21 protein-coding genes are annotated in these 23,804 nt (G+C 42.3%); 9 read left to right on the top strand and 12 right to left on the bottom strand.

The features are described from left to right. Window positions 1-45 precede the first annotated feature (45 nt). The 4 genes from AB3G73_RS13860 to AB3G73_RS13845 form a co-directional block, all read right to left on the bottom strand. Window positions 46-1,047 carry a FecR family protein gene (locus AB3G73_RS13860; RefSeq protein ID WP_234133701.1) on the bottom strand — a complete coding sequence of 334 codons (1,002 nt, stop codon included), beginning with the start codon at window positions 1,045-1,047 and terminating at the stop codon, window positions 46-48. 76 nt (window positions 1,048-1,123) lie between these two features. After that, window positions 1,124-1,717, bottom strand: coding sequence for an RNA polymerase sigma-70 factor (locus AB3G73_RS13855; protein ID WP_234133700.1), 594 nt, complete (start codon window positions 1,715-1,717; stop codon window positions 1,124-1,126). Between the two features lie 96 nt (window positions 1,718-1,813). Beyond that, window positions 1,814-2,875 (bottom strand): butyrate kinase, encoded by a 1,062-nt coding sequence (gene buk / locus AB3G73_RS13850; RefSeq protein ID WP_367745134.1) that lies wholly within the window; start codon window positions 2,873-2,875, stop codon window positions 1,814-1,816. 25 nt (window positions 2,876-2,900) lie between these two features. Further along, window positions 2,901-3,860, bottom strand: coding sequence for a phosphate acyltransferase (locus AB3G73_RS13845; protein WP_195649934.1), 960 nt, complete (start codon window positions 3,858-3,860; stop codon window positions 2,901-2,903). A 179-nt stretch (window positions 3,861-4,039) separates the two neighbouring features. Between AB3G73_RS13845 and AB3G73_RS13840 the strand changes: the two genes are divergently transcribed. The 4 genes from AB3G73_RS13840 (at window position 4,040) to AB3G73_RS13825 (ending at window position 7,358) form a co-directional block, all read left to right on the top strand. Continuing rightward, window positions 4,040-4,843: a glycoside hydrolase family 16 protein gene (locus AB3G73_RS13840; RefSeq protein WP_367745133.1), complete on the top strand. Its 804-nt coding sequence runs from the start codon at window positions 4,040-4,042 to the stop codon at window positions 4,841-4,843. A gap of 8 nt (window positions 4,844-4,851) precedes the next feature. Continuing rightward, complete coding sequence (locus tag AB3G73_RS13835) at window positions 4,852-5,760, top strand: LD-carboxypeptidase (protein WP_195357894.1); 909 nt, start codon at window positions 4,852-4,854, stop codon at window positions 5,758-5,760. Between the two features lie 70 nt (window positions 5,761-5,830). Continuing rightward, window positions 5,831-6,826, top strand: coding sequence for a M28 family peptidase (locus AB3G73_RS13830; protein WP_074636473.1), 996 nt, complete (start codon window positions 5,831-5,833; stop codon window positions 6,824-6,826). A 109-nt stretch (window positions 6,827-6,935) separates the two neighbouring features. Then, window positions 6,936-7,358: a SufE family protein gene (locus AB3G73_RS13825; protein ID WP_074636471.1), complete on the top strand. Its 423-nt coding sequence runs from the start codon at window positions 6,936-6,938 to the stop codon at window positions 7,356-7,358. Between the two features lie 77 nt (window positions 7,359-7,435). Here AB3G73_RS13825 and AB3G73_RS13820 read toward each other — a convergent pair whose 3' ends face one another. The 5 genes from AB3G73_RS13820 to AB3G73_RS13800 all read right to left on the bottom strand — a co-directional run bounded on the left by AB3G73_RS13820 (window position 7,436) and on the right by AB3G73_RS13800 (window position 13,875). Then, window positions 7,436-8,230 carry a lysostaphin resistance A-like protein gene (locus AB3G73_RS13820; RefSeq protein ID WP_367745132.1) on the bottom strand — a complete coding sequence of 265 codons (795 nt, stop codon included), beginning with the start codon at window positions 8,228-8,230 and terminating at the stop codon, window positions 7,436-7,438. 102 nt (window positions 8,231-8,332) lie between these two features. Continuing rightward, the gene (locus AB3G73_RS13815) at window positions 8,333-9,280 is read right to left on the bottom strand and encodes a bifunctional riboflavin kinase/FAD synthetase (protein ID WP_195357902.1); all 948 of its coding nucleotides are present in this window, start codon (window positions 9,278-9,280) and stop codon (window positions 8,333-8,335) included. Between the two features lie 10 nt (window positions 9,281-9,290). Next, the gene (locus tag AB3G73_RS13810) at window positions 9,291-9,914 is read right to left on the bottom strand and encodes an HAD family hydrolase (RefSeq protein ID WP_367745131.1); all 624 of its coding nucleotides are present in this window, start codon (window positions 9,912-9,914) and stop codon (window positions 9,291-9,293) included. Continuing rightward, the gene (locus AB3G73_RS13805; protein WP_367745130.1) at window positions 9,904-12,609 is read right to left on the bottom strand and encodes a calcium-translocating P-type ATPase, PMCA-type; all 2,706 of its coding nucleotides are present in this window, start codon (window positions 12,607-12,609) and stop codon (window positions 9,904-9,906) included. The genes AB3G73_RS13810 and AB3G73_RS13805 overlap by 11 nt, the downstream gene beginning before the upstream one ends. A 90-nt stretch (window positions 12,610-12,699) precedes the next feature. Further along, a complete protein-coding gene (locus AB3G73_RS13800; RefSeq protein WP_099146908.1) occupies window positions 12,700-13,875 on the bottom strand; it encodes a HAMP domain-containing sensor histidine kinase in 1,176 nt (391 codons plus the stop codon). A 222-nt stretch (window positions 13,876-14,097) separates the two neighbouring features. On the opposite strand from AB3G73_RS13800, the gene rd reads away from it, so the two are divergent. Next, window positions 14,098-14,262: a rubredoxin gene (gene rd, locus AB3G73_RS13795; protein WP_004306971.1), complete on the top strand. Its 165-nt coding sequence runs from the start codon at window positions 14,098-14,100 to the stop codon at window positions 14,260-14,262. Window positions 14,263-14,474: 212 nt separating this feature from the next. Further along, window positions 14,475-15,095, top strand: coding sequence for a hypothetical protein (locus AB3G73_RS13790; protein WP_367745129.1), 621 nt, complete (start codon window positions 14,475-14,477; stop codon window positions 15,093-15,095). Between the two features lie 88 nt (window positions 15,096-15,183). On the opposite strand, the gene AB3G73_RS13785 is transcribed toward AB3G73_RS13790, so the two are convergent. Further along, window positions 15,184-16,881 carry a Na/Pi cotransporter family protein gene (locus tag AB3G73_RS13785; protein WP_074636458.1) on the bottom strand — a complete coding sequence of 566 codons (1,698 nt, stop codon included), beginning with the start codon at window positions 16,879-16,881 and terminating at the stop codon, window positions 15,184-15,186. Window positions 16,882-16,963: 82 nt separating this feature from the next. Between AB3G73_RS13785 and AB3G73_RS13780 the strand changes: the two genes are divergently transcribed. Both AB3G73_RS13780 and AB3G73_RS13775 read left to right on the top strand, forming a co-directional pair. Beyond that, window positions 16,964-18,637 (top strand): nucleoside kinase, encoded by a 1,674-nt coding sequence (locus tag AB3G73_RS13780; protein WP_074636456.1) that lies wholly within the window; start codon window positions 16,964-16,966, stop codon window positions 18,635-18,637. 217 nt (window positions 18,638-18,854) lie between these two features. Then, window positions 18,855-19,256: a hypothetical protein gene (locus tag AB3G73_RS13775; protein ID WP_099146918.1), complete on the top strand. Its 402-nt coding sequence runs from the start codon at window positions 18,855-18,857 to the stop codon at window positions 19,254-19,256. Between the two features lie 4 nt (window positions 19,257-19,260). Here the strand turns inward: AB3G73_RS13775 and AB3G73_RS13770 are convergent, their stop codons facing one another. Both AB3G73_RS13770 and AB3G73_RS13765 read right to left on the bottom strand, forming a co-directional pair. Beyond that, the gene (locus AB3G73_RS13770; RefSeq protein WP_167511886.1) at window positions 19,261-20,571 is read right to left on the bottom strand and encodes an acetylxylan esterase; all 1,311 of its coding nucleotides are present in this window, start codon (window positions 20,569-20,571) and stop codon (window positions 19,261-19,263) included. Window positions 20,572-20,784: 213 nt separating this feature from the next. Further along, a complete protein-coding gene (locus AB3G73_RS13765; protein WP_195649931.1) occupies window positions 20,785-22,158 on the bottom strand; it encodes an aminopeptidase P family protein in 1,374 nt (457 codons plus the stop codon). A gap of 138 nt (window positions 22,159-22,296) precedes the next feature. Here AB3G73_RS13765 and rpoN point away from each other — a divergent pair, with 138 nt between their 5' ends. After that, on the top strand, window positions 22,297-23,784 hold the full coding sequence (gene rpoN / locus AB3G73_RS13760; RefSeq protein ID WP_074636450.1) for an RNA polymerase factor sigma-54: 1,488 nt from the start codon (window positions 22,297-22,299) through the stop codon (window positions 23,782-23,784). Window positions 23,785-23,804: the final 20 nt, after the last annotated feature.

The raw sequence follows: 23,804 nt of genomic DNA, 5'->3' as shown, positions 1-23,804 counted from the left end.
GTGTCTTTCATTGCTATAAGATTAATTTTGGTGTTAAACATTTGTTTATTTATCAGTAATAGTAATCGTATCTCCGCTTCGTTTCCAGTCGTATTTATCATCTACGTCAATATAATCCAAGACTTCATCAATTGACAGTTTGGTGCTGATACTACCCGAAAAAATCTCATCCTGCATGAATTTGCTCTGAATTACGATTCTTACGTTATATTTACGCTCTATGTCCTTTATGATATCAATTAATGAGGCGTTGACAAAGCTTAGGCGTCCTACTGTCCATTGAGCAGAACGGAGCGCATCTACTTTATCTATTTTTATTGTTTCTGATTCTTTGTTATACGTCATTCGTTCGTTGGGAGAAAGTATCCTGCTTTCTTGGGTAGTTGATGCTGATACATCTACTTTTCCTTCTATCAGGTTTACTTCAATTTCCGAAGAATTGTGATAAGCGCGTACATTAAAGATGGTTCCTAATACTTCGATGTTGATATCTTCGGCATGTACAATAAACGGCTTTTCTGGATTTTTCTCGATTTTAAAATATCCTTCGCCGATTAAATAAACCTCTCTTTTTGAATGATTGATTAAATCAGGAGAGTATTTTAGGATAGAGCCGGCATTCAGACATACAACAGATCCGTCCGGCAATGTCATTTTGGTCTGTGAACCCAAAGGTACTTCTATCTCGCATAAAGTGTTTGATTGTATTTGGGGCTCGTCATTATAAAGATAGATGCCGATTGATGTTGTAATGACAAGGGCAATAACGGCTGCGATACGGGCGTAGAAAACTGGGATCACCAAGCGTTTTTTATGGGGAGTATTAAAATTCAGACTTTTGGTCAGTTCAGCATAATTATCCTTCTTCTCTTTTTCGAATTTAGATATAAATGATTGGGCGTGAAGTTTAGCCAATTCATCATATCTCCGCTGATAAAGCATATCAGACTGTAAGAGGGTGTAAAACTTGCCCGTATTTTCTTCTGAAAGACTACCGGTGAGATAATCAATCATTAATTCATCAAATTCTATAAGGTTCTGCTCCATAAACTTTTTGTCCTTGTTTATAGAGTATACACATCTCGAGTGCAAAACATTTAGGTGAAACCTGTTTTTTTGAATTTTATTTTTGAAACAGGAAAAGAAGCAGGATTCCAAGTGATGTTCCTAGCTTCACTTTCATTTTATCCATTGCATTTTTTATTTGTACGCGCACCGTGTTTACGGATATATCCAGCTCTTCTGCAATTTCTTGTGGTGACTTATTATTGTAGAGGTATTTTTCAAAAATAATACGGCATCTCTCCGGTAATGAATTTACGACATTGTGTACTTGTTTTTGCAGGTCTTCTATCTCTAACAGTTGTAGGGGAGTATTGTCATTGGCACAATATTCCTCCTGGTAGTTGAGTAATTCCTTGCGATATTCGTCCATTACTCTTTCCCTGTTTTTTAAAGCTCGTATATAGTTGAGGCACCCATTCTGAACGGATTGTAAAAGATAGGAATGGATAGGAAATACCAATCGTTCTTTTTTATACCAGATATTTAGAAAGACGTCGTTTACGATTTCTTTAGCTTCATCCGGATTGAAAATATAAGTGGTGGCATACATACATAAATAGCTAAAATAGCTATCGTATAAAGTAGCAAAAGCCTCTTGCTTTCCCTGATTTATGCCGATAATTATTGATTCATCTATTTTAGTAGTTGCCATACTTCAGATATGAGATAAGTGCTGCAAAGTTACATATAATATTTAATTATGCAAGATTTGCAGTTTTGAAGGTGATGCCTTTATAATGAGCACCACTTATTTATAGATTTGTATCGGCAATTCCCCCTTTAGTGCTCCTACGGCATTAAATGCTAACGACTCCATTTCATTCTCTCCGGGATAAACATAGATGGGAGCCAGAAAAGAGATTTTCTTTTTCAGTCTTGAAATCACATAGTCCGAATAGGCGATACCTCCTGTCAGAAGGATGGCATCTATTTTTCCACAAAGTACGGTGGCACTAGCTCCTATTGCTTTTGCAACATTGTAAATCATGGCATCCAGTATCAGTTCCGCTTTTTTATCTCCTTCTTCGATAGATTGTATAATGGCGGGAACATCGGTTGTACCTAGATGGGCGGTCAGTCCGGCGCGTCCGGAGATACGTTTTTTCAATTCGTCTTTGGTGAGTTGACCGCTAAAACATAGGTCGATCAGTTGACCGGCGGGAAGTGTACCGGCACGTTCCGGTGAGAAAGGACCTTCACCGTCCAATGCATTGTTGGCGTCAATGGCTCGTCCGTGGTGATGGACTGCGACAGAGATGCCACCTCCCAGATGGCAGATAATTAAATCCAGCTTTTCGTATTGGGTTCCCTGCTCTTTGGCAAAGCGGCGGGCGATTGCTTTCTGGTTTAATGCATGCCAGATAGTAATCTTCGGCATTAAAGGAGAACCTGTGATGCGTGCTATGTCTTCCAGTTCATCCACCACTCCCGGATCAGCAATGAAAGCCGGACAGCCGGGCAATGTAGCCGCCAGTTCGCTGGCAATCAATCCTCCTAAGTTACAGGCATGGGTACGCATGGCATGTACGGTATCACGTTTCATGGCTTCATTTACCTCATACACTCCGCCCGGTATCGGTTTTACTAAACCGCCGCGTCCGATGATGGCATCAAAAGAAAAAGGTATCTTATTGTTTTCCAATTCTTGTAACACCAGGTTTTTCCGGAATTTAAACTGGTCTATCACCTCGGGAAAAGCGGATAGTTCTTCTACTGAATGTTTTATATTGCTGACGAACAGAGGAGTGTCATTTTCGTAAACCGCTATTTTGGTAGAAGTAGAACCGGGGTTGATGACCAGAATTTTCATGAATAGTAGGCTTTTAGTGGTGAATTTAGAATGATGAGCCGGTGACTTGGCTGACTTGTTTTCTGCATTTGCAATCTCCTGACACTTGTAAGCATGCCATCGCAATGCTGTAATATTTGGACAAGCCGGAATCACTACGCGATGGAAGCACTACAGGGCAAATGGGGCCTTGCAGCAATCCTGCCATTTCTGCCTGTGCAAACAGGGAAACGGATTTGTAGAATGTGTTACCCGATTCAATGTTCGGGAATATCAACACATCCGCTTGTCCGTTGATAGGAGATACAATCCCTTTAATATCACCACTTGCTTGTTCGCAGGCAGTACGTACATCCAGCGGACCGTCAATAATCACATTTCCGAATTCTCCCGCTTCGGCAAGTTCTACGATATTCACATAGTCTAGTGAATGAGGGAACTTGGCACTCACTTTTTCTGTGCAGTGAATCAGTGCGACACGCGGTTGTTCGATACCAAAGTGACGGCAGGTACAGATAGCATACCAGACCATTTCTATACGTTGCTGTAGCGTGGGACGCGGAATGACAGCAGCATCCGAGAAGAAAAGCAGTTTATGGTAAGTCGGAATTTCCATCACTGCCAGATGCGTGAGAATTTTCCCTTTCGGTAACAAACCTTTTTCTTTGTCGAGTATGGCACGCAGTAAGTTGTCCGTATTGATAATCCCTTTCATCAAAATATCCGCTCCTCCTTCACGGACAATGCGGACAGCTTCGCGCGCCGCTTCATCCGGATTTTCTATGTGGATGGTTTTTACGTATTCGGGATATTGCTTGAGCGTGGGATATTTCTTCAGAATGGTAGAATCTCCAATCATCAGAAATTCTGCAATCCCTTCTTCCAAAGCACGGGAGATGGCATATTCAGTATTAGGATCGTTCGCACAGACCACGGCAATTCGTTTTCTATGGTTTAGTTTTTTAAGATGAGCCGTTAACTGGGCAAAATTTAGAATAGGTTCCATAACGTTAGATTTTTAGCAAATATCAGAAAAATGATTGAAAAAATAACGATTATAACCCGAAAAATTACATCCATTATGTAACATTTTGCTATATTTTATTTGTTTTGGCCGTTGGATGTGCATGGAACCGTTTTTTCCTGTATTTTTGCAAATAAATCCCCCAATAAAATAAAAGTACCATGAAACAGTTTAAAAATCTATTATTTCTTAGCTTAATTCTCCTTTGTTGGACGCTTGTTTCCTGTAAAAGCAGCAAGACATCTTCCGGTTGGTCTTTGATCTGGGAAGAGAACTTTAATCAGAAAAAGAACTTTGATTCACAGGTCTGGAGCAAGATTCCACGAGGAAAGTCAGACTGGAATAACTATATGACGGACTTTGATTCCTGTTATGCCATGCGTAAAGGCAAACTGGTGTTGAGAGGTATTGTCAATCATACCCAACCCAATGACACTGCCCCTTATTTGACAGGTGGTGTTTATACGAAAGGTAAAAAGGCTTTTACGAACGGGCGTATTGAGATTTGTGCCAAGCTGAATGCGGCGGGAGGAGCATGGCCTGCCATCTGGATGCTGCCTGAAGGAGCGGCATGGCCATCCGGTGGTGAGATTGATATCATGGAACGTTTGAATAATGATTCTATTGCTTATCAGACCGTTCATTCCCATTACACTTATACGCTGGGAATCAAGGATCACCCGGTATCACATTCTACGGGAGTGATTCACCCCGACCGCTACAATATTTTTGCAGTCGAAATGTATCCTGACAGTCTTTCATTTTATGTCAATGATGTGCATACGTTTACTTACCCCCGCATACAAACGAAAGAAGAGGGACAATTCCCTTTTAATCAGCCATTTTATCTGCTGATTGATATGCAGTTGGGAGGCTCGTGGGTGGGAGCAGTCTCTCCCAAGGATCTTCCGGTAGAAATGGAAGTGGACTGGGTACGTTTTTATCAACGAAAGTCAATAAAATAAGAACATATATGGATATTCAATTTCCTCCCTTTTTGCAGAATGGTGATAAAGTGGTTATTGTATCACCTTCGAGTAAGATAGACCAACAATTCCTGAAAGGAGCCAAGAAACGGATGGAATCATGGGGCTTGAAAGTGGCTATAGGAAAACATGCCGGAAGTTCATCCGGAAGATATGCCGGGACAATCAAGCAGCGGCTGAAAGATTTGCAGGATGCGATGGACGACCCTAAAGTGAAAGCTATTCTTTGTAGCCGTGGAGGGTATGGGGCGGTACATTTGATCGATAAAATTGATTTTACGGCCTTTCGTGAGCATCCGAAATGGTTACTGGGGTTTAGCGATATAACCGCCTTGCACAATCTGTTTCAGAAAAATGGATATGCGTCCCTTCATTCATTGATGGCTCGTCATCTTACGGTGGAACCCGAAGATGATCTTTGTGCAAACTATCTGAAGGATATTTTATTGGGAAATATTCCTTCTTACACGTGCGAGAAGCATAAATTGAACAAGCAGGGAACTGCACAAGGTGTTTTGCATGGCGGTAATATGGCGGTAGCCTACGGTTTGCGTGGGACTCCTTATGATATTCCGGCGGAAGGGACTATACTGTTTATTGAAGATGTTAGCGAACGTCCGCATGCTATCGAGCGTATGATGTATAATTTGAAACTAGGAGGCGTACTTGAAAAACTGTCCGGATTGATTATCGGTCAATTTACGGAATATGAAGAAGACTGTTCACTGGGTAAGGAATTGTATGCCGCTTTGGCAGATTTAGTAAAAGAGTATGATTATCCCGTCTGTTTCAATTTCCCGGTGGGGCATGTGACTCATAATCTCCCGCTTATCAACGGTGCAAAAGTAGAGCTTGTGGTGGGAAAGAAAAATGTGGAACTGAAGTTTATATGTTAATAATCCATTCCATCTGAACGATGCTGTGGTGAAAATGACTAATTTTGAGGCTTTAATAGATAAAAGGACGATGAAAAAGAAAACTATGATAGTATTAATGAGTGCCTTTTTGTTATTGTCAGCATTCTCTTGCGGTGGAGGTAACAAGGCAAATAGTACGAGTGAACAAAATGAAGAAACTGTCGTGAATGTACCTCAATTTGATGCGGATAGTGCTTATTTGTATGTAAAGAATCAGGTAGATTTCGGACCTCGTGTTCCTAATACAAAAGAACATGTTGCCTGTGGCAATTACCTTGCCGGTCAGTTGGAGGCTTTCGGTGCTCAAGTGACTAACCAATATGCCGATTTGATTGCTTATGACGGGACGTTGTTGAAAGCGAGAAACATTATCGGTTCTTATAAGCCGGAAAGTAAAAAGAGAATCGCTTTGTTTGCACATTGGGATACACGTCCATGGGCGGATAACGATTCTGACGAGAAGAACCATAAAACTCCGATTCTGGGTGCAAATGATGGTGCCAGTGGGGTAGGAGCTTTGCTCGAAATAGCCCGTCTGGTCAATCAGCAACAACCGGAATTGGGAATTGACATCATTCTATTGGATGCAGAAGACTATGGTGCGCCACAGTTTTACACGGGGCAGCACAAGGAGGAGTTCTGGTGTCTGGGATCGCAGTATTGGGCACGTAATCCTCATGTACAAGGATATAATGCACGTTTTGGTATCCTGCTCGATATGGTAGGAGGTGAAGGCAGTGTGTTTATGAAAGAAGGATATTCGGAGGAATTTGCTCCGGACATAAATAAGAAGGTTTGGAAAGCGGCAAAAAAAGCGGGTTACGGAAAGACTTTCATGGATGGAAACGGAGGATTTGTAACAGACGACCATCTGTTCATTAATCGTCTGGCACGTATTAAAACGATTGATATTATTCCATATAATCAGGAGGGTGACTTTACCCCGACATGGCATACTGTCAATGACAATATGGAACATATTGATAAGAATACGTTGAAAGCAGTCGGTCAGACCGTATTGGAAGTGATTTACAATGAGAAATAATAGAATCGAGAAATAATATAATAAGGTGTCGATATACTGGTGTGTCGTTTTTAAATACGGCATCTGTTATTCGCACATTGGTATATTGTCTAATTAAATAATTACTATAATGTCAATTAATGAACTACAAGACGAAGTGATTGCAGAATTCAGCGACTTCGACGATTGGATGGACCGTTATCAATTACTTATTGATCTCGGAAATGAGCAGGAACCACTTGAAGAAAAATATAAGACGGAACAAAATCTGATTGAAGGATGCCAGAGCAGGGTATGGCTTCAAGCGGATGATGTGGATGGTAAAATTGTTTTTAAAGCAGAAAGCGATGCTTTGATTGTAAAGGGAATTATTGCCTTGTTGATTAAAGTCCTTTCCGGACATACTCCTGATGAAATCTTGAATGCAGATCTTTATTTTATAGACAAGATCGGACTGAAAGAGCATCTATCGCCAACGCGTAGCAATGGTTTGCTGTCGATGGTAAAACAAATACGAATGTATGCATTAGCATTCAAAGCGAAAGAGAAATAAAATTCACCACAGAGGACGCTGAGTACACAGAGTCTTTTTTGAATTACACATTTTGCGATTACTACATATCCCTGCTGTCAGTATAAACCTTTGTGTCCTCTGAGTCCTCTGTGGTGAAAATTCATGGTCAGTATGATACCGATAAACAGGAGGATTGACCCGAATAGGACGATGAGATACGGGGTACCGTTAATCAGGTCGTCCATATTTTCTGCTTCGGGATATTTGATACTAAGATAGACTGACAATGAGTTGTTTAGTACATGCATGAGTATACAAGGTATCAGACTGCCTGTTTTGTAATAAGTCCATGCCAACAGGATACCGATCAGAAATGCCGGAAGGATCTGGGCGGGATTTATATGAAAGATACCGAACAGAAGTGCGGAAATCAGAATTGCTTTAGTCGGATTGTATTGCTGAAGTAAAGCGTGGGTGATGGCTCCGCGAAACAATAACTCTTCAAGTACGGGGCCTACGATAGCTATTGCAAGAATACCGCCCCAGCCGGATTGGAGAATGTTGAAAGATTGTTCCATGATATTAGGAATCCAATCCAGCAGGCTCATTAATGAGGAGACTGCAAACCCGCAAGTGAGGATTGCGATGGCACTGCAAACCAGATAAGAGGCCGATACTGGTAACCATGTTGCCCTCTTTTTACTGATATAACCGGCTTTCCATAGATAAATACCCATCATAATCTGACCGGCTAGCTGTGCCGGAATCATAATCATTTGCGTCAGAGTGACTTTATCCAGATTTCCCGTGGTGACGAACAAATAGATCGTACAAGGAATCATAATCAGGATTGGAGCAACAATCTGCGCAATGAGAAGGTCTATTAATACTAATTTGATAGCCGTTTTCATGGTTTTTTATTTAGTGGTAAAGAAACTATAGATAAACATTGCTAACATGGATATAGCTATTACCACCAAAGAGATACTCATAAATGACTTTTGCATAAGAATCTATTTTTTAAGAATTGTTTCTGTCTCTTCAGCATCCTTATGGAGCTGTGTTATTAACTCGTCGATACTGGAGAATTTCAGTTCGGGACGTGTCCGTTTTACAAAAGTAAGCCGGATGAATTTATCATATATGTCGGAATGGAAGTGGAGGATATTCACCTCAATCGTCCGGTTCGGACCATTGTCAATCGTCGGGCGGACACCTATATTCAGCATCCCCATATACGTTTTCCCGTCAAATGTCACCCATACGGCATATACTCCATCGGCAGGAATCAGTTTATCGGGATCATCCACCCGTAAATTGGCTGTTGGGAAACCTATTTTTCTGCCTACCTGATAGCCGCCTACTACTATCCCGTCGAGGAAATATTCATATTTCAGACAATGGGCGGCCAGGCTAACTTCTCCTTCATGAAGAAGTTTACGGATCAGGGAAGAGCTTACCGGAATGTTGGGCTCGTCCCCTATTTCTATATTGCTGGTATACGCTTTGGCGCGAATTACTTCTATGCCAATTTCTTTTCCATAACGTACATAATCCTCGAAACCTTCGCTGCGGTTATGCCCGAAACGATGGTCATAGCCGATTACCAGATATTTTACCAGATAACGCTCTTTTAGCAACTGTGTCATAAACTCCCGGGCAGTGAGCCGGGAAATTTCAGGAGTGAAGTCAAGCATCAGGCAGTAATCTACCCCGATGTCTGCAAGCAGGCTTATTTTTTCTTCGGGAGTAGTCAGCAGTTCCGGACGATACTTCGCATTCATCACTTTTCGGGGATGAACGGGAAAAGTAACCAATGCAGAGCGTAGACCTTTCGCGGCGGCTATCTCCTTCACTTGCTGAATCAGATAGCGATGTCCTGCATGCACCCCATCAAAGAAACCGATAGTAGCTACGCAGGGTTCCGGGGTAATTGCCGATGTGTCACGTATAATCTGCATATCTCTAAATTTATTTAAGGTTGAAAAGATGGCTCCAGTCTTCGCCTGCTTTCGCTGTATAGGTGGAAATACCTAAATTTTGGGCTGTCTTACAGTTCATTTCAGAGTCATCAATAAAGAGCGTCTCTTGCGGTTCGATTCCGGCATCCTCTATGATTGCCTTGAAGATCTCCGGTTCGGGCTTGGCCATTTTCATTTCAAAAGAGAGGTATGTTTTTTCAAAATAATCTTCCACCTTAAAGGTGCGGTAAGGAAACAAATGAACGCATGTCCATTCCCAATGAATTTGGTTAGTATTGCTCAATAAGTAGACGACATATTTCTCACGTAATTTTAATAATAAATCAAGTTTTTGTGTGGGTATATCTACTAGAAAACTATTCCAGGCTGCATCTATTTGTTTGTCGCTAACTGCTTTGCCTATCATTTTACGAACTCCGTCACGGAATTCGGCAGGTGTAATCAATCCTTTTTCTTGTTGCATCAGGATTCCGTCCTGATTCTGGATATCCAGCAAGTCATCCACGTTTTGGAGCCCTAACTTCTGAAAGTGCTCAATGCAACGTTGGCGGTCGAGATTGATAAGTACACCACCCAAATCAATAAGAAGGTTTTTTATTCCTTTACTTTTCATTTCTGTTTTTTTTGTGAATAATACGTTGAACAAGGCGAATAAGTTCTCCAACCCATAACACCGTGGACGAAACGCCTATAATAAGAAGCCAGGTTTGCCAGTCAAGCGGTTTCGTACGGAATACAGCTCCACCGAACTGTACGATGAGGAATTGTCCGCCAAGAATAGCCAATACAATAAGTTCCATTCCATACGATTTGGAAAGTCCCTTGAATGCCGAATCGGTAGTGCCGAATACACGGGCATTGAACAGATTCCAGAATTGCAGCATGACAAAGAAGGTGAAGAAAATGGTCAGGTTGTGCACATTCATTCCTTGTGTACTGTGGTCGAAATAATAAATCATTCCGAGCAATACGATGAGGAAGATAGAGCCCACACCTATTATATTAGATCTCATTGCCTTACTGATAATAAAATCGGTACTGCGACGGGGTTTCTCAAGCATGACAGTTTCGCTGGGTGGAATGGAGGCAAGAGCCAAAGCGGCAAAAGTATCCATAATCAGGTTCACCCATAACATCTGTGTTACAGTCAGCGGAAGTTCCGTACCGATTACGGAGCCTAGCAGAACGATAAGCAATGCCACAAAGTTGATTGTCAGCTGGAAAACTATGAAACGCTGGATATTCTTATATAATGAACGTCCCCACATAACAGCGGTTCCGATACTGTTGAAGGAGTCATCGAGCAATGTGATATCACTGGCCTCTTTGGCTACAGAAGTACCTGTACCCATTGACAAGCCTACTTGGGCATGATTTAAAGCCGGGGCATCATTCGTTCCGTCTCCGGTCACAGCTACGACAGCTCCTTTTTGTTGGAGCAGTTGTACCAGACGCTGTTTGTCTGTCGGGCGGGCGCGGGACATGATTTTTAAGTCCATCACTCTGTCCAGTGCTTCTTCGTCGCTCAATTCGGCAAATGCAACACCGGTGATTCGATTTCGTTCCGTATCAGTTTCGGGGTTCCAGAGACCGATCTGGCGTGCGATTTCCGTGGCAGTTCCCGGAGTGTCACCGGTCACGATCTTGATGCCGATACCTGCAGACTGGCATTTCGCAACCGCAGCAGGCACATCCGGACGAATCGGGTCGGAGATGGCAACCACTCCCAAGAAATTGAGGTCGTTGGCTGAAACTAGTTCCGTGCAATCGTTCGGCTCATTTTCTCCGACAATCTTGAATGCAAATCCAAGTGTACGCATAGCCATATTTTGATAGCTCAACAGTTGTGCTTCCACTGTAGAACGATACTCTATCGCATCCACTCGCCGTCCATCCAGAACAACTTCTTTACACTTGCCCAGAACAATTTCAGGAGCTCCTTTTATATAAAGTATTTTTTTGCCGATCAGGGGAGATTCAACAAGAGTTGCCATGAATTTCCGTTCGGTAGAGAAGGTGAGTTGATCGAGGACATGTGCTTGCTCGCGGAGTTGCAGGTAATCTCTTCCCTGTTTGTTAAGCCAGAGCAATAAAGCCACTTCGGTTGGATTTCCTACACCTTTCGGTTTCTCTCCATGGGTTGATTCTTCAAGGAAAGCTGTTGAATTAGCACTGATTCCCTCTGCGATAAGTGCGCTGATATCATCATCAGACAAGTCGCTGCCATTTTTGATACCATAGAAATTGGGTTCGTGCACTTGCATCAGATTTTGCGTCAGTGTGCCGGTTTTATCCGTACAAATCACGGTGATGGCTCCCATTGTTTCGCAAGCGTGCATTTTCCGCACCAAGTTGTTGGTGGAAAGCATACGGCGCATATTCAATGCCAGACTAAGCGTGACACTCATTGGCAATCCTTCAGGCACAGCTACTACAATCAGTGTAACTGCCATCATAAAATATTTCAGTGTCCGTTCGAAAACCGGAAGCCACTCATGCCACCCGTTCAGCGAACCGAAATCAAAAAATAACAATACATCCTTGACAAAGAATATGAGAAAAGCAAGACCGGCAACGGTAAAACCGATCTTTCCGATCAGATTTGCAAGTTTGGTCAACTGTATGTTCAGCGGGGTGGGCTCGAGGTTGTCCTCTGTGCTCTGCCGGGCTACTTTCCCGATTTCAGTAGCATCACCCACATGCTGCACACGCATGGTTCCATGACCATCCACTACTGTAGTACCACGCATCACCAGATTAGAAGCATAAGTCGCTTCTTCATCAAAATCCGTTTCTACAGTGGTTTTATTGATAACAGGTTCTCCGGTCAGATTGGATTCATTCACTTGCAGAGAGATAGCTTCCAGTAACTCTCCATCAGCGGGAATTTCTTCACCTGTTTCCAGGATCACAATATCACCTACCACTATGTCTTTACGAGGGATTTCCTGTACACGTCCGTTCCGGATCACTTTTACCAATGTTTCTTCATTGACTGCATTCAGCAAGTCAAATTTCTTGCTGGCATCATATTCGAAAAAGAAACCGATTCCGGTAGCCAGTAAGATAGCGGCTATGATTCCGATCGTTTCAGCATATTCGTTTTCGATGATGGAGATGATTAACGAGAAAGCGGCTGCCACTAATAACACACGCACAACCGGGTCTTCAAATTTTTCCAGATAGAGCTTCCAGAGAGAAGGACGCTTGGGGGGCGTTAACAGGTTAATACCATTTTTCTCCCTGCTTTGTAGGACTTCGTTATCCGTAAGTCCTAAATGATAATAGTCATTTTTATTTGTACTCATGCAGATACATGCGTTTAATTTGAACTGCAAAAATACAACATATAATTGTGATAGAATGTTTAATTAAAACTTTTTATGAAGTCGAATATGTTAGCGTGGTTTACCGCATGACCGATAAGGGATTGTAAACCAGAATGTGGAGCCTTTGCCCTCTACGGAATCCGCCCCGATTTGCCCGCCAAGTTTGGCGACAATGGTTTGAGAAATGGAAAGTCCCAGTCCCGCTCCCTTCTTATCTTTGTTCAGTTTCACGAAGCGCTCGAATACATCCGGTAATTTCTCTGCCGGAATTCCGGCTCCGGTATCCTTGACATAAAAGTAAAGTTCGGTGTCTCTGGCTTCATAGCCGAGGCGGATACTACCTTCATGGGTGAACTTAATGGCGTTGCCGGCAAAGTTGGAAAGCACTTGTGCCACCCGGTTCCGGTCTGTTTGAATCATGCAGGAAGAGCGAGACGGCTCTGCTATAATTTGTATCTTTCCTCCGACGTCATCAACTCTCATTTGAAAAAGTTGTTGTAAATCTGAGAGTAACAGATTGACGTCGACTGTTGCCTGCACAAATTCCAATGTTCCGGCTTCGATTTTTGACATATCGAGTATGTCGTTGACCAGTTGCATCAGGAGGTCGGCATTCATTTTTATGATTTCCTGATATTGAGCTTTCTCCTCTTCTGTAGTTGCACTGCCTAATACCTCTGCAAATCCGGTAATAGCATTGAGAGGGGTACGGATTTCATGGCTCATGTTGGCTAAGAAGGCAGATTTTGAAATATCAGCTTTTTCTGCTTTTTCCTTGGCTAGTAGCAGTTCCTTTTCAGCTTGTTTCCGCCGGGTAACATCGTGTACGGTGATTACCATATTCTCTTCTTCGTTAAGGAGGAAGTAAGAACCGGATATGACAGCATCACATTCTACGGTAGTATTATCAGACGTAACTACGGATAAAGTGGCTTCCAGATCCGTGAAGTTTCGTCTCTGTTCGAAAGCTTGGCGTATGGCGGTACGTATCGGACAAGAACCGCAGAAGCTATGTGTGCCGCAACCTCCCTCGGCTGCTAATGCATTGCGACATTGCAACAGGTCGCCCACTCTTTTTTCTTCTGTTCCTTTTTTTGTTCCGGTTTTTTGGTAATAGTTGGTTTTCAGAACTTTAAAGTCATTATCTATTAATAGGATAAAGGCGTGTACATTCTTTAAGATGGCACCGGCGATATGGCTGGTGCGTTCCAACTTTCTGGATTCACGGAACAATCGTTGTTGCATCCGCAGGCATTTTCTACGCTCCCATAAAAAACTGATTAGTAGGACTGCGCATAAAACTATTAAGGTAGACAATAGTGCTATAAGCATAGTATGATATTGTTGTTTTAGCTTGATAATATGGATACAAAGATAGTTTTTTTCTTTAGTTTGGAAATAGTGTTGAACAAATATCTTGCTGTTTGTGTTATATTATTTAGAAAACCAATTAAAAATACGAACGTTATGAAAAAGTACATTTGCACGGTCTGTGAATATATTTACGACCCCGAACAAGGAGATCCGGAAAGCGGAATTGAGCCAGGAACAGCATTTGAAGATATTCCTGATGATTGGACTTGTCCATTATGTGGAGTCGGAAAAGAAGACTTTGAACCGTACGAAGGATAAAACCAAGAGAGAGAATTATTAAGAGGAGAATGACTGGGTGTATGAATATATGCCCGGTCATTTTTTTATTTTTATGGCTGGAAATTATTCTGCTGATTATAAATGTAATATCTTTGACGCAAAAATCGGAAGTTATGTATAATAAAGCAACTGTTATGACCGATCTGAGATGTTTTTTATCTCTCTCTCTGTTATTAATATGCGGCCTTCTGATGGCTGGTTGTAGTGATGATGAAAATGAAGAACAGCCTCCTGCTCCGGATGTTCCGGATTATAGCACGATCATAGTGAAAGATATACAGAATATACCTGCGGATTTTACATTCGACCGGGTTGAGGTGAAAGTGACGGGGGCGGATTGGCAAGTGATTGAGACTCTTGAATTTCCTTATAAGGACGGACAGATTGTGATGATACTTCCCACGAGTTTTCCTTCGGAAAAGCTTCAGGCGGTAGACCGGCGTAATGGCATGGGCGGTTACTGGACCGGGACCTCGGATGATGCGGATGCTCTTGTGGCGACCCTAGGGGATTTATTTGTTTTTAATGGCGATAAGAGAGTGGGACGGATTGCTATTTCTAACTGGTCCGGTAAAGAGTCTTCTGCCGGAAAAGCTACACTGGTGGGGTATCAGTATGCCGACCGTCCTTTTACGTTGACAGGCAGTGACAAATCGTATTATTATAATAATTGTTCTTTTAATAAAGGGTGGAATATATTTGCCAATATCAATCCGACCTCGGAAGACGGGACTGCAAAAGTGCTTCGTACAACTACTGTTCCGGAATCTACGTTATTTTGGCGCTTGGCTGAATCATACATATACAATTAATTTATAAAAGATAATGCTATAAATAAAAAGGAGAATCAGTTGTATCAATACATACTTGATTCTCCTTTTATTTTCTTTATTTTATCTATTAAGAAGCTTTTTTCTCTTTCACATCACTGCTGGCTTCCACTACATTCACCACATAGTCACCAAGTTTTTCACATTCGGCGATGATATCCATGTAGTAAACTCCCATTTGATAATCATATTCTTTGTTGTTCACATCCAGAATATTTTGATTCTTCAATTGGTTGCGGTAGTTATTGATTTCGTTTTCAAGATTGAAGGATTTGTTAATGTCGATGCTTTGATGTTCCGGTTTCTCTACCACCACAATCATTTGAGCAAGCGCATCGTTAGTCAGTTTCATCATGAAGTGGATATGTTCGTATTGTTTTTCGGTAAAGTCCAGATTAGTCTGGCGTTTCCGGTTGATGGTACGTGCCAGGTTATAGCAGCTATCGCCGATGCTTTCGATTTCTGTCACTTCACGCAACATAGCACGTATTTGTAGCTTACTTTCAGAACTCAAACGGCCTTCGGACACCTGATTCAGGTAGTTGGCTATTTCAAGTTCCATATTGTCACTGATATTTTCATATTTCTCTATCCGGCTGAACAATTTATTAAAATCGTCATCCTTTTCCGTATGCAACAGATCCTGCACCATGCCGAACATCCGGTGTGTACGTTCTGCGAAAAGATGGATTTCCTTGCGTGCCTGAAGGATAGAAAGTTCGGCAGTGGAAAGCATACCGCCGGTGATAAATCGCAGGCGGGGTTCTTCGTCTTCTTCTTTCGGATGAATTAAAGCACATACGGTACGCTCAATCAGTTTCACAGCCCATATCAGTATACAAACGTTACAGATGTTGAAGATTGAGTGGAAAGCCGACAATTTGTAGGAGATGGCAACTTCCGGATTATTGCTTTGGAAAAAAGTATCTACTACCCAGTTTACCAGTTCCATGAAAGGGTGGAAGACAATCAATACCCAGATAACGCCGAACACATTAAAAACAAAATGGGCCAATGCTGCCCGCTTAGCCTGTGTGTTGGCTGTAAGTGCGGCAAGATTGGCCGTGATAGTAGTTCCGATGTTTTCTCCCAATACGAGTGCTGCTCCCAGTTCCAGGCTGATCCATCCGTTGGCACACATAATTAATGTGATTGCCATGGTGGCTGCGGAGGCTTGCACAATCATCGTCAGTATCGTACCGATAAGCAAGAACAGAATGATGGAGAAAAATCCCATATCCGTGTAGTTCTGTACGAAGGCAAGCATTTCCGGGTTGGCATTCAGGTCGGGTGCATTTGATTTCAGATAAGAAAGCCCCATGAAAAGGAAAGAAAAACCAAAAATGAATTCACCGATGGATTTGCGGTTACTTTTACCGGAGAAGATAAATGGAAGGGCGATGGCCAGGAGAGGAAGGGCAAAGGCAGCCATATCAACCTTAAATCCGAAAATTGAAATGATCCAGGCGGTTACGGTAGTACCGATATTGGCACCCATAATGACGCTGATGGATTCGGCGAGTGTGAGTAGTCCGGCGTTAACGAAACTGACGACCATTACCGTCGTTGCTGAAGAAGACTGGATAAGGGCCGTGATTAACACTCCTGTTAGAACTCCCGTTACCCGGTTGGTGGTCATTGCCGTTAGAATACTTCGCAATCTATCACCTGCGACCTTTTGTAAGCCCTCGCTCATGATTTTCATTCCGTAGAGGAAGAGTCCTAATGAGCCTATGAGCTTTAAAAAATCATAAAAAGAATATTCCATCTATAATATTTTTAATGGTTATTTGTTCTCTATCTGATTATAAGTATATTAGTACCAAATTATTCACCTTTTAACGAACTCGATGAAACAGATGTTACAAATATGTTGCAAAAATAACAATATTTCTAAAGAATTCCCTATCGGAAGCTCACTTTTGGATATTTATTACGGTTTTAATCTTAATTTTCCTTATCAAGTAGTGAGTGCCAAGGTCAATAATCGCTCCGAGGGACTTAATTTCAGAGTATATAACAATAAGGATGTAGAGTTTCTGGATGTGAGAGATCAGTCCGGTATGCGTACTTATGTCCGTTCGCTTTGTTTTGTCTTGTTTAAAGCTGTCACGGAATTGTTTCCCGAGGGAAAATTGTTTGTGGAACATCCTGTGTCAAAAGGCTATTTCTGTAATTTGCGGATTGGGCGCCCTATTGAACTTGAGGATGTGAAGCGTATCAAGCAACGGATGCAGGAGATCATTGCGGAAAATATTCCTTATCACCGCATTGAATGTCATACGGCAGAGGCAGTACGGGTTTTCAGTGAGCGGGGGATGAATGATAAAGTGAGGTTATTGGAAACTTCCGGTTCCCTTTATACCTATTATTATACGTTGGGTGATACTGTTGATTATTATTATGGTAATCTGCTGCCCAGCACCGGATATCTTAAATTATTCGATATTGTGAAGTATTATGACGGGCTGCTGCTCCGGATTCCGAGCCGGGAAAATCCGGATATGCTCGAAGAGGTCGTGAAACAGGAGAAAATGCTGGATGTCTTTAAGGAATATCTGAACTGGAGTTATATCATGGGACTTAATAATGCCGGAGATTTTAATCTTGCCTGTGAGGAAGGACATGCCACTGACTTGATTAATGTTGCGGAAGCATTGCAAGAGAAAAAGATAGCGCAGATAGCCGATACTATTTTCCATCGTGGCGAAAATGGTAACCGGGTAAAACTGGTCTTGATTGCCGGACCGTCTTCTTCGGGAAAGACAACTTTCAGCAAACGGCTTTCTATTCAGCTGATGACAAATGGATTGAAGCCATTCCCGATCTCTTTGGATAATTATTTTGTAGACCGTGAAGAAACCCCTTTGGATGAAAACGGAAACTATGATTATGAATCACTTTATGCGCTCGATCTGGAATTGTTTAATCAACAGTTGCAGGCGCTTCTCCGTGGCGAAGAGGTGGAACTGCCCCGTTTTAATTTCTCTCTAGGCAAAAAGGAATATAAAGGGGATAAACTGAAAATAGAAGATAATACAATTCTGATTCTGGAAGGTATTCATGCCCTAAATCCGGAACTGACACCGCATATACCGGCTGAACGGAAATTCAAGATTTACGTTTCAGCATTGACCACTATTTCGTTGGATGATCATAACTGGATTCCGACTACTGACAACCGTTTGTTGCGCCGCATTATCCGCGACTTTAACTATCGGGGATACTCTGCACGTGAAACCATATCACGTTGGCCTAGTGTGCGTGCCGGTGAAGATAAATGGATATTTCCTTATCAGGAGAATGCTGATGTAATGTTTAATTCAGCACTACTCTTTGAATTTGCCGTACTTCGTTTGCATGCCGAACCTATTCTGATGGGTGTCCCGCGAAACTGTCCTGAATATTGTGAGGCCTACCGGTTACTGAAGTTTATCAAATATTTTATTCCGGTGCAGGATAAGGAAATTCCGCCTACTTCTTTGTTGCGTGAATTTTTAGGAGGAAGCAGCTTTAAATATTAAGTAGAAAAATTAGGATATATTCGTGATTTGTATTTCCTTTGCAGAAAATACAAATAAACCTTTTGTTGTAGTGAAGCAAAGGAACACAAAAATAAACAATATTTGAGTGATATTTAGGGAAAGAATGTTATGGTTGTTATACAAAACTTTAAAATATTGAACCTTTGATTGCTTTTGCTGTTAAGAAGGGACTACATGCAACAAAAAAAATGTGAATATGATTTTTTATAATAGTCTTTTAGCGAAGTGGTTCTTAGGAAAAGGGAAGAAACACTATTTTATGTTAGGCTGGTTTTTCTTTACCCGCTATAAATATCTGGAAGTCTGGGAAGAAATGGAACTACGGATTCATGCCAGACAGTATTGGGAATGTTTTTCTTTAACCCTGATACCAGCACTTATTTTATCAATCCTGTTTTCATGGTGGTGGATGGTGTTGCCATTCGTGACTTATCACATACTTTATTGGTTTGAAAAGATCCTCCGTCCTCATTCTATCTTTAATTGGGAGGCGATAAAGCATAGTGGCGATACGCTTTATCTCAGGAAGAGAAAAGCGTATGCCTGGAAGAAATGGTACGGGAAGAAAGAATTGCCCGCATCCAGATGGAATGATTAAAACTTCACTTTAAATGCTTCTTTATCCAAAGCAGATGTCCATACTCGGTATCGTTGGAAGTCCAATGCTCATTAATGGGAGTAATCAGTGCTTCTTTCGGACAGTCTAGTACATTGTATACGATGTAGCTGGTTGTCGGAGGACATACATCATCGTTGAATCCCCATGTCATATAGGTATCTGCTTTGATTAATTTCGCAAAGTTCACAACATCATAATAGGCCATTGTCTTTATTTTTTCAGGAGTATCCATATCTACCGAATTCCTGAAGAAATGAGGATATCCGCCGGCACGTCCGGCTTTATAGCCTGCCATGTCACTTAATGCAGGATGATTGGCGACACAGGCTGTCACCCGTTGATCCAGTCCGGCAGTGATTAATGCCAAGGCTCCTCCCTGGCTACCTCCTTGTGCTATTACGTTTTTACCATCCCATTCAGGTAGGGAAGTCAGGAAATCAATAGCGCGTACACAGGCCAGATATACCCGTTTCATATAATAATTGTCGCGGCTGTCGAGTCCATTGGTTAAGTAGCCGTTCTCTCTGCCATTAAAAGCATTGCTGATTTCTTTGAATGCTTCGTCACTCATTTCCGGATGAAGGCCGTGTATCTCCATCTCAAAACGGATGCAGCCTTGCTCTGCATAATATTTGTGTCGCAGTGGTTCTTTGATTGTTTTGATTCCTGCTCCCGGAGGGCATAATACAACCGGAAATTTGCCCTCTTTCTTGGGATAGAACAAATATCCGTAGACGCATTGCCCGCGTTTGTTCAATTGCAATTTTACGAGATAACAATCTATTTTATCGGTTGAGTATTTTTCTACATGCTCTTTGGTGTACGTTAGAGGAAATTCTTTTTGTTCCGCTTTTGCTTTTTCCCAGAATTCATTGAAATCCGAAGGCATGGTAGTATATGGAAGAAGCTTTTCCGGCGAAAAACCGACTTTTACATGATGTGAGTAAGTCTTTCCATCTACGGTCGCTTTCAGCCGGCAATCACGGAATCCGGGTTCTTTCATTGTGCCGAGAGGAATTACGGCTTTGCCGTTTTTCAAAGTCACACTCCCTTTGGTGTCAGCGTTAGGCATCATGTCTCCTCCTATTTCATAGGTGACGGTTACGTTATCCCTGGGTATACCATATTTATAGAATTGTACTTCTACAGTTGCTTTTTCTCCTGTTTGATAGAGCCAGTCGGCATGGTTGGGAACTGTGACCCAAAGAACGTCACTTCTATAAGGGTAGTTTTCGGCTACGGCGGATAACAAAGTTAGTGACAATAGCCATACGGATAAAAGTAGTCTCTTCATGGTGTTATTCATTGTTTTTATGGATTTGAAATAGTAAGTTGTTTTAATTCTGTTGCAATATTACGCAAGATTCGGGAAAAGGAGGGTAGAAAAAATGTGATTTTAGATGGACTATTTGGTACTCTGACAAAAATAGCGGAAGTTTTTCACCCGGATGAAAAGCTTCCGCTATTGAACAGAAGAAAGGTTCTTCTTTTATCAGGATGGAACCTTTTATCTTAAGGCTTCCACCTCTTCCGGTGTCAATGGAATCTTTTTGCCTAATCGGCGGGCACCGGTTTCTGTAATCAGATAATCTTCTTCATTGCGGATACCGCCGAAGTTTTTATAAGTTTCCACTACATCATAGTTAATGAAATCAGTGAACTTCTTTTCTGCTTTCCACATATCGATCAATTCAGGAATAAAGTAAATACCCGGTTCTACGGTATGTACAAATCCCGGCTCCAATGGGATGGCGAGGCGTTGCGATTTGCGACCGAACTGTGTGCTCTTCGGCTGGCCGTTGTAACCTACCCATATCTCTCCCAGATTCTCCATATCATGTACATCCAATCCCATCATGTGACCTAATCCGTGCGGATAGAACAACGCATGGGCACCTTCGCGTACAGCATCCTCGGTATTTCCTTTCATCAATCCGAGCGTCTTCATGCCATCCACCATGACGCGGGCCGACAGTTCGTATACGTCCATATAAGGAATACCCGGGCGGAGAGCTTTTACAGATTCCAGGTGCATCGCATTCTGAATTTCGTATACTTCACGCTGACGGGTGGTGAACTTCTTATCGGCAGGAATGGTAGACGACATATCACCCGCATAACCGGATTCAACTTCTGCACCGGCGTCGATTAAGAACAAATCACCCGGCCTCACTTTATTTCCGTGATAATGGTTGTGCAGAGTCTGCCCGTTGATAGTGGCGATGGTGGCGAATGAAAGTTGGCAGTTGTTAGATTCGGCCACCCGGTTCATTTCAGCTACCACTTCATATTCATACATACCCGGACGAAGTACCTTCATGGCTGTAATATGCATATCGGCAGTAACATCGCAAGCCTTTTCTATCTCTGCGATTTCTTCTGCAGATTTATAGTTGCGTTGAGCGATCACGGCACGGATGAATGGAACAGAACCTTCCTGATGTGCGGGAGGAATACCCAGCCAGTCCATCAGCTTCAGCTTATGTTCGGGGCGGTAAGGAGGCAGATAGTGAACTGCTTTCCCTTTCTGCACACACTGATGGAGATAGCTTACAATGTCAGCAGACGGCATCAGATTTTTTACGCCTACACGTTCGCATTTTTCGTGCAATGTCGGTTGTGACCCCATCCATACGATTGCGTCGATAGACAACTCATCACCAAAGATGATTTCTTTGTCTTCATCTATATCGATAATAGCCGAAAGTCCGGCACATGAAAGTCCGAAATAATAAAGGAAAGTGGAATCCTGACGATAACGGAACGTGTTATCTTCGTAATTCAGTCCGCACTCGTCATTTCCGAGAAATAACAACACTCCGGAGCCTAAGTTCTTTTTCAGCAGGGCTCTCCGCTGCATATACGTTTCTTTGGCAAACATATGGTCCTAGTTTTTAAGTTCGTGCAACAAAGATAACGAATTTTGTGTTATAGGATTAAAAATTATCTCCCTAATCTGTGTAATCTCTCGTTAAAAAGTTACTTTTGTAGCGAGAAACAGTAGAAAGCAAAAACGAATATGGCACAAGGTTCCCGTCAAATACAATCTCAGGCGCAACAGCAGGTACAGACGCTCTCGCCCCAGCAGATTCTGGTCGTGAAACTGTTGGAGCTTCCCGCAGTAGAGCTGGAAGACCGTATCCATGCTGAACTGCTTGAAAATCCGGCACTTGAAGAAGGTAAAGAAGAGAATGCTACGGATGATGAATATTCTGATACCGACAATGCAGAGGATGGCATGGATAGCGATGCCAACGACTATGATTCTTTGAGTGACTATCTGACAGAAGACGATATTCCCGATTATAAATTGCAAGAGAACAACCGTTCGAAAGATGAACAGGCGGAGGATATTCCATTTTCCGACTCCACCTCTTTTTATGAAATCCTGAAAGAACAGTTGCGTGAACGTAACCTGACAGAGCACCAGTGTGACTTGGTGGAATATCTGATCGGTTCATTGGATGATGACGGATTGCTTCGCAAATCTTTGGAAAGTATCTGCGACGAACTGGCGATTTATGCCGGTATCGAATCGACCGAGGAGGAACTGGAAGAAGCATTGAGCATCTTACAGGACTTCGATCCGGCAGGTATCGGTGCGCGTAGTCTTCAGGAATGTCTGTTGATACAGATTTGCCGGAAAAAAGAAGAAGAGAAAACTCCCAGTCCTATCTTGAATCTGGAAGAAAGGATTATCAGAGAATGTTACGAAGAATTCACCCGTAAACATTGGGAGAAGATTATAAAGAAACTGGATATTGATGAAGAGACTTTCCGGGAAGCCATTACTGAAATAACCAAACTGAATCCACGTCCGGGTGCTTCTTTGGGAGAAGCAATCGGCAGGAATCTCCAACAAATAGTTCCCGACTTTATGGTGGAAACGTATGATGACGGAACCATCAATGTAAGCCTCAATAACCGCAATGTTCCCGAACTCCGTATGAGTCGTGATTTCACGGAAATGGTGGAGGAGCATACAAAAAACAGGGCCAACCAGTCTAAGGAATCTAAAGAAGCGATGATGTTTCTGAAACAGAAAATGGATGCGGCACAAGGATTTATCGATGCTGTCCGTCAGCGTCAGAATACCTTGATGACTACCATGCAGGCGATTATCGACCTGCAACGTCCTTTCTTTTTGGAAGGAGATGAATCGCTGTTGAAGCCGATGATTCTGAAAGACGTGGCGGAACGTACGGGATTGGATATTTCGACCATCTCCCGTGTGAGTAACAGTAAATATGTACAGACGAATTACGGTATCTATCCGCTCAAATACTTTTTCAGCGACGGATATACTACAGAGGATGGCGAAGAGATGTCTGTCCGTGAGATTCGTAAGATTCTGAAAGAGTGTATTGAAGGCGAGGACAAGAAGAAACCCCTGACCGATGATGAATTGGCGGATATATTGAAGGAGAAAGGGTATCCCATTGCCCGCAGGACAGTAGCCAAATACCGTCAACAGCTGAATATCCCCGTAGCACGACTGCGGAAATGAGAGTTTTTTAAGTATTAAGT

Source organism: Bacteroides sp. L008 (genome assembly GCF_040812255.1).
GTDB classification, from domain to species: Bacteria; Bacteroidota; Bacteroidia; order Bacteroidales; family Bacteroidaceae; genus Bacteroides; species Bacteroides vicugnae.
The sequence above is the reverse complement of the archived record's forward strand: the minus strand, read 5'-3'. Positions and strand labels throughout refer to the sequence as shown.

Bases quoted from the DNA above. Each gene is read 5' to 3' on its own strand.
- AB3G73_RS13860 (WP_234133701.1), bottom strand. From the start codon at position 1,047: ATGGAGCAGAACCTTATAGAATTTGATGAATTAATGATTGATTATCTC.
- AB3G73_RS13855 (WP_234133700.1), bottom strand. From the start codon at position 1,717: ATGGCAACTACTAAAATAGATGAATCAATAATTATCGGCATAAATCAG.
- buk (WP_367745134.1), bottom strand. From the start codon at position 2,875: ATGAAAATTCTGGTCATCAACCCCGGTTCTACTTCTACCAAAATAGCG.
- AB3G73_RS13845 (WP_195649934.1), bottom strand. From the start codon at position 3,860: ATGGAACCTATTCTAAATTTTGCCCAGTTAACGGCTCATCTTAAAAAA.
- AB3G73_RS13840 (WP_367745133.1), top strand. From the start codon at position 4,040: ATGAAACAGTTTAAAAATCTATTATTTCTTAGCTTAATTCTCCTTTGT.
- AB3G73_RS13835 (WP_195357894.1), top strand. From the start codon at position 4,852: ATGGATATTCAATTTCCTCCCTTTTTGCAGAATGGTGATAAAGTGGTT.
- AB3G73_RS13830 (WP_074636473.1), top strand. From the start codon at position 5,831: ATGAAAAAGAAAACTATGATAGTATTAATGAGTGCCTTTTTGTTATTG.
- AB3G73_RS13825 (WP_074636471.1), top strand. From the start codon at position 6,936: ATGTCAATTAATGAACTACAAGACGAAGTGATTGCAGAATTCAGCGAC.
- AB3G73_RS13820 (WP_367745132.1), bottom strand. From the start codon at position 8,230: ATGAAAACGGCTATCAAATTAGTATTAATAGACCTTCTCATTGCGCAG.
- AB3G73_RS13815 (WP_195357902.1), bottom strand. From the start codon at position 9,280: ATGCAGATTATACGTGACACATCGGCAATTACCCCGGAACCCTGCGTA.
- AB3G73_RS13810 (WP_367745131.1), bottom strand. From the start codon at position 9,914: ATGAAAAGTAAAGGAATAAAAAACCTTCTTATTGATTTGGGTGGTGTA.
- AB3G73_RS13805 (WP_367745130.1), bottom strand. From the start codon at position 12,609: ATGAGTACAAATAAAAATGACTATTATCATTTAGGACTTACGGATAAC.
- AB3G73_RS13800 (WP_099146908.1), bottom strand. From the start codon at position 13,875: ATGCAACAACGATTGTTCCGTGAATCCAGAAAGTTGGAACGCACCAGC.
- rd (WP_004306971.1), top strand. From the start codon at position 14,098: ATGAAAAAGTACATTTGCACGGTCTGTGAATATATTTACGACCCCGAA.
- AB3G73_RS13790 (WP_367745129.1), top strand. From the start codon at position 14,475: ATGGCTGGTTGTAGTGATGATGAAAATGAAGAACAGCCTCCTGCTCCG.
- AB3G73_RS13785 (WP_074636458.1), bottom strand. From the start codon at position 16,881: ATGGAATATTCTTTTTATGATTTTTTAAAGCTCATAGGCTCATTAGGA.
- AB3G73_RS13780 (WP_074636456.1), top strand. From the start codon at position 16,964: ATGAAACAGATGTTACAAATATGTTGCAAAAATAACAATATTTCTAAA.
- AB3G73_RS13775 (WP_099146918.1), top strand. From the start codon at position 18,855: ATGATTTTTTATAATAGTCTTTTAGCGAAGTGGTTCTTAGGAAAAGGG.
- AB3G73_RS13770 (WP_167511886.1), bottom strand. From the start codon at position 20,571: ATGAAGAGACTACTTTTATCCGTATGGCTATTGTCACTAACTTTGTTA.
- AB3G73_RS13765 (WP_195649931.1), bottom strand. From the start codon at position 22,158: ATGTTTGCCAAAGAAACGTATATGCAGCGGAGAGCCCTGCTGAAAAAG.
- rpoN (WP_074636450.1), top strand. From the start codon at position 22,297: ATGGCACAAGGTTCCCGTCAAATACAATCTCAGGCGCAACAGCAGGTA.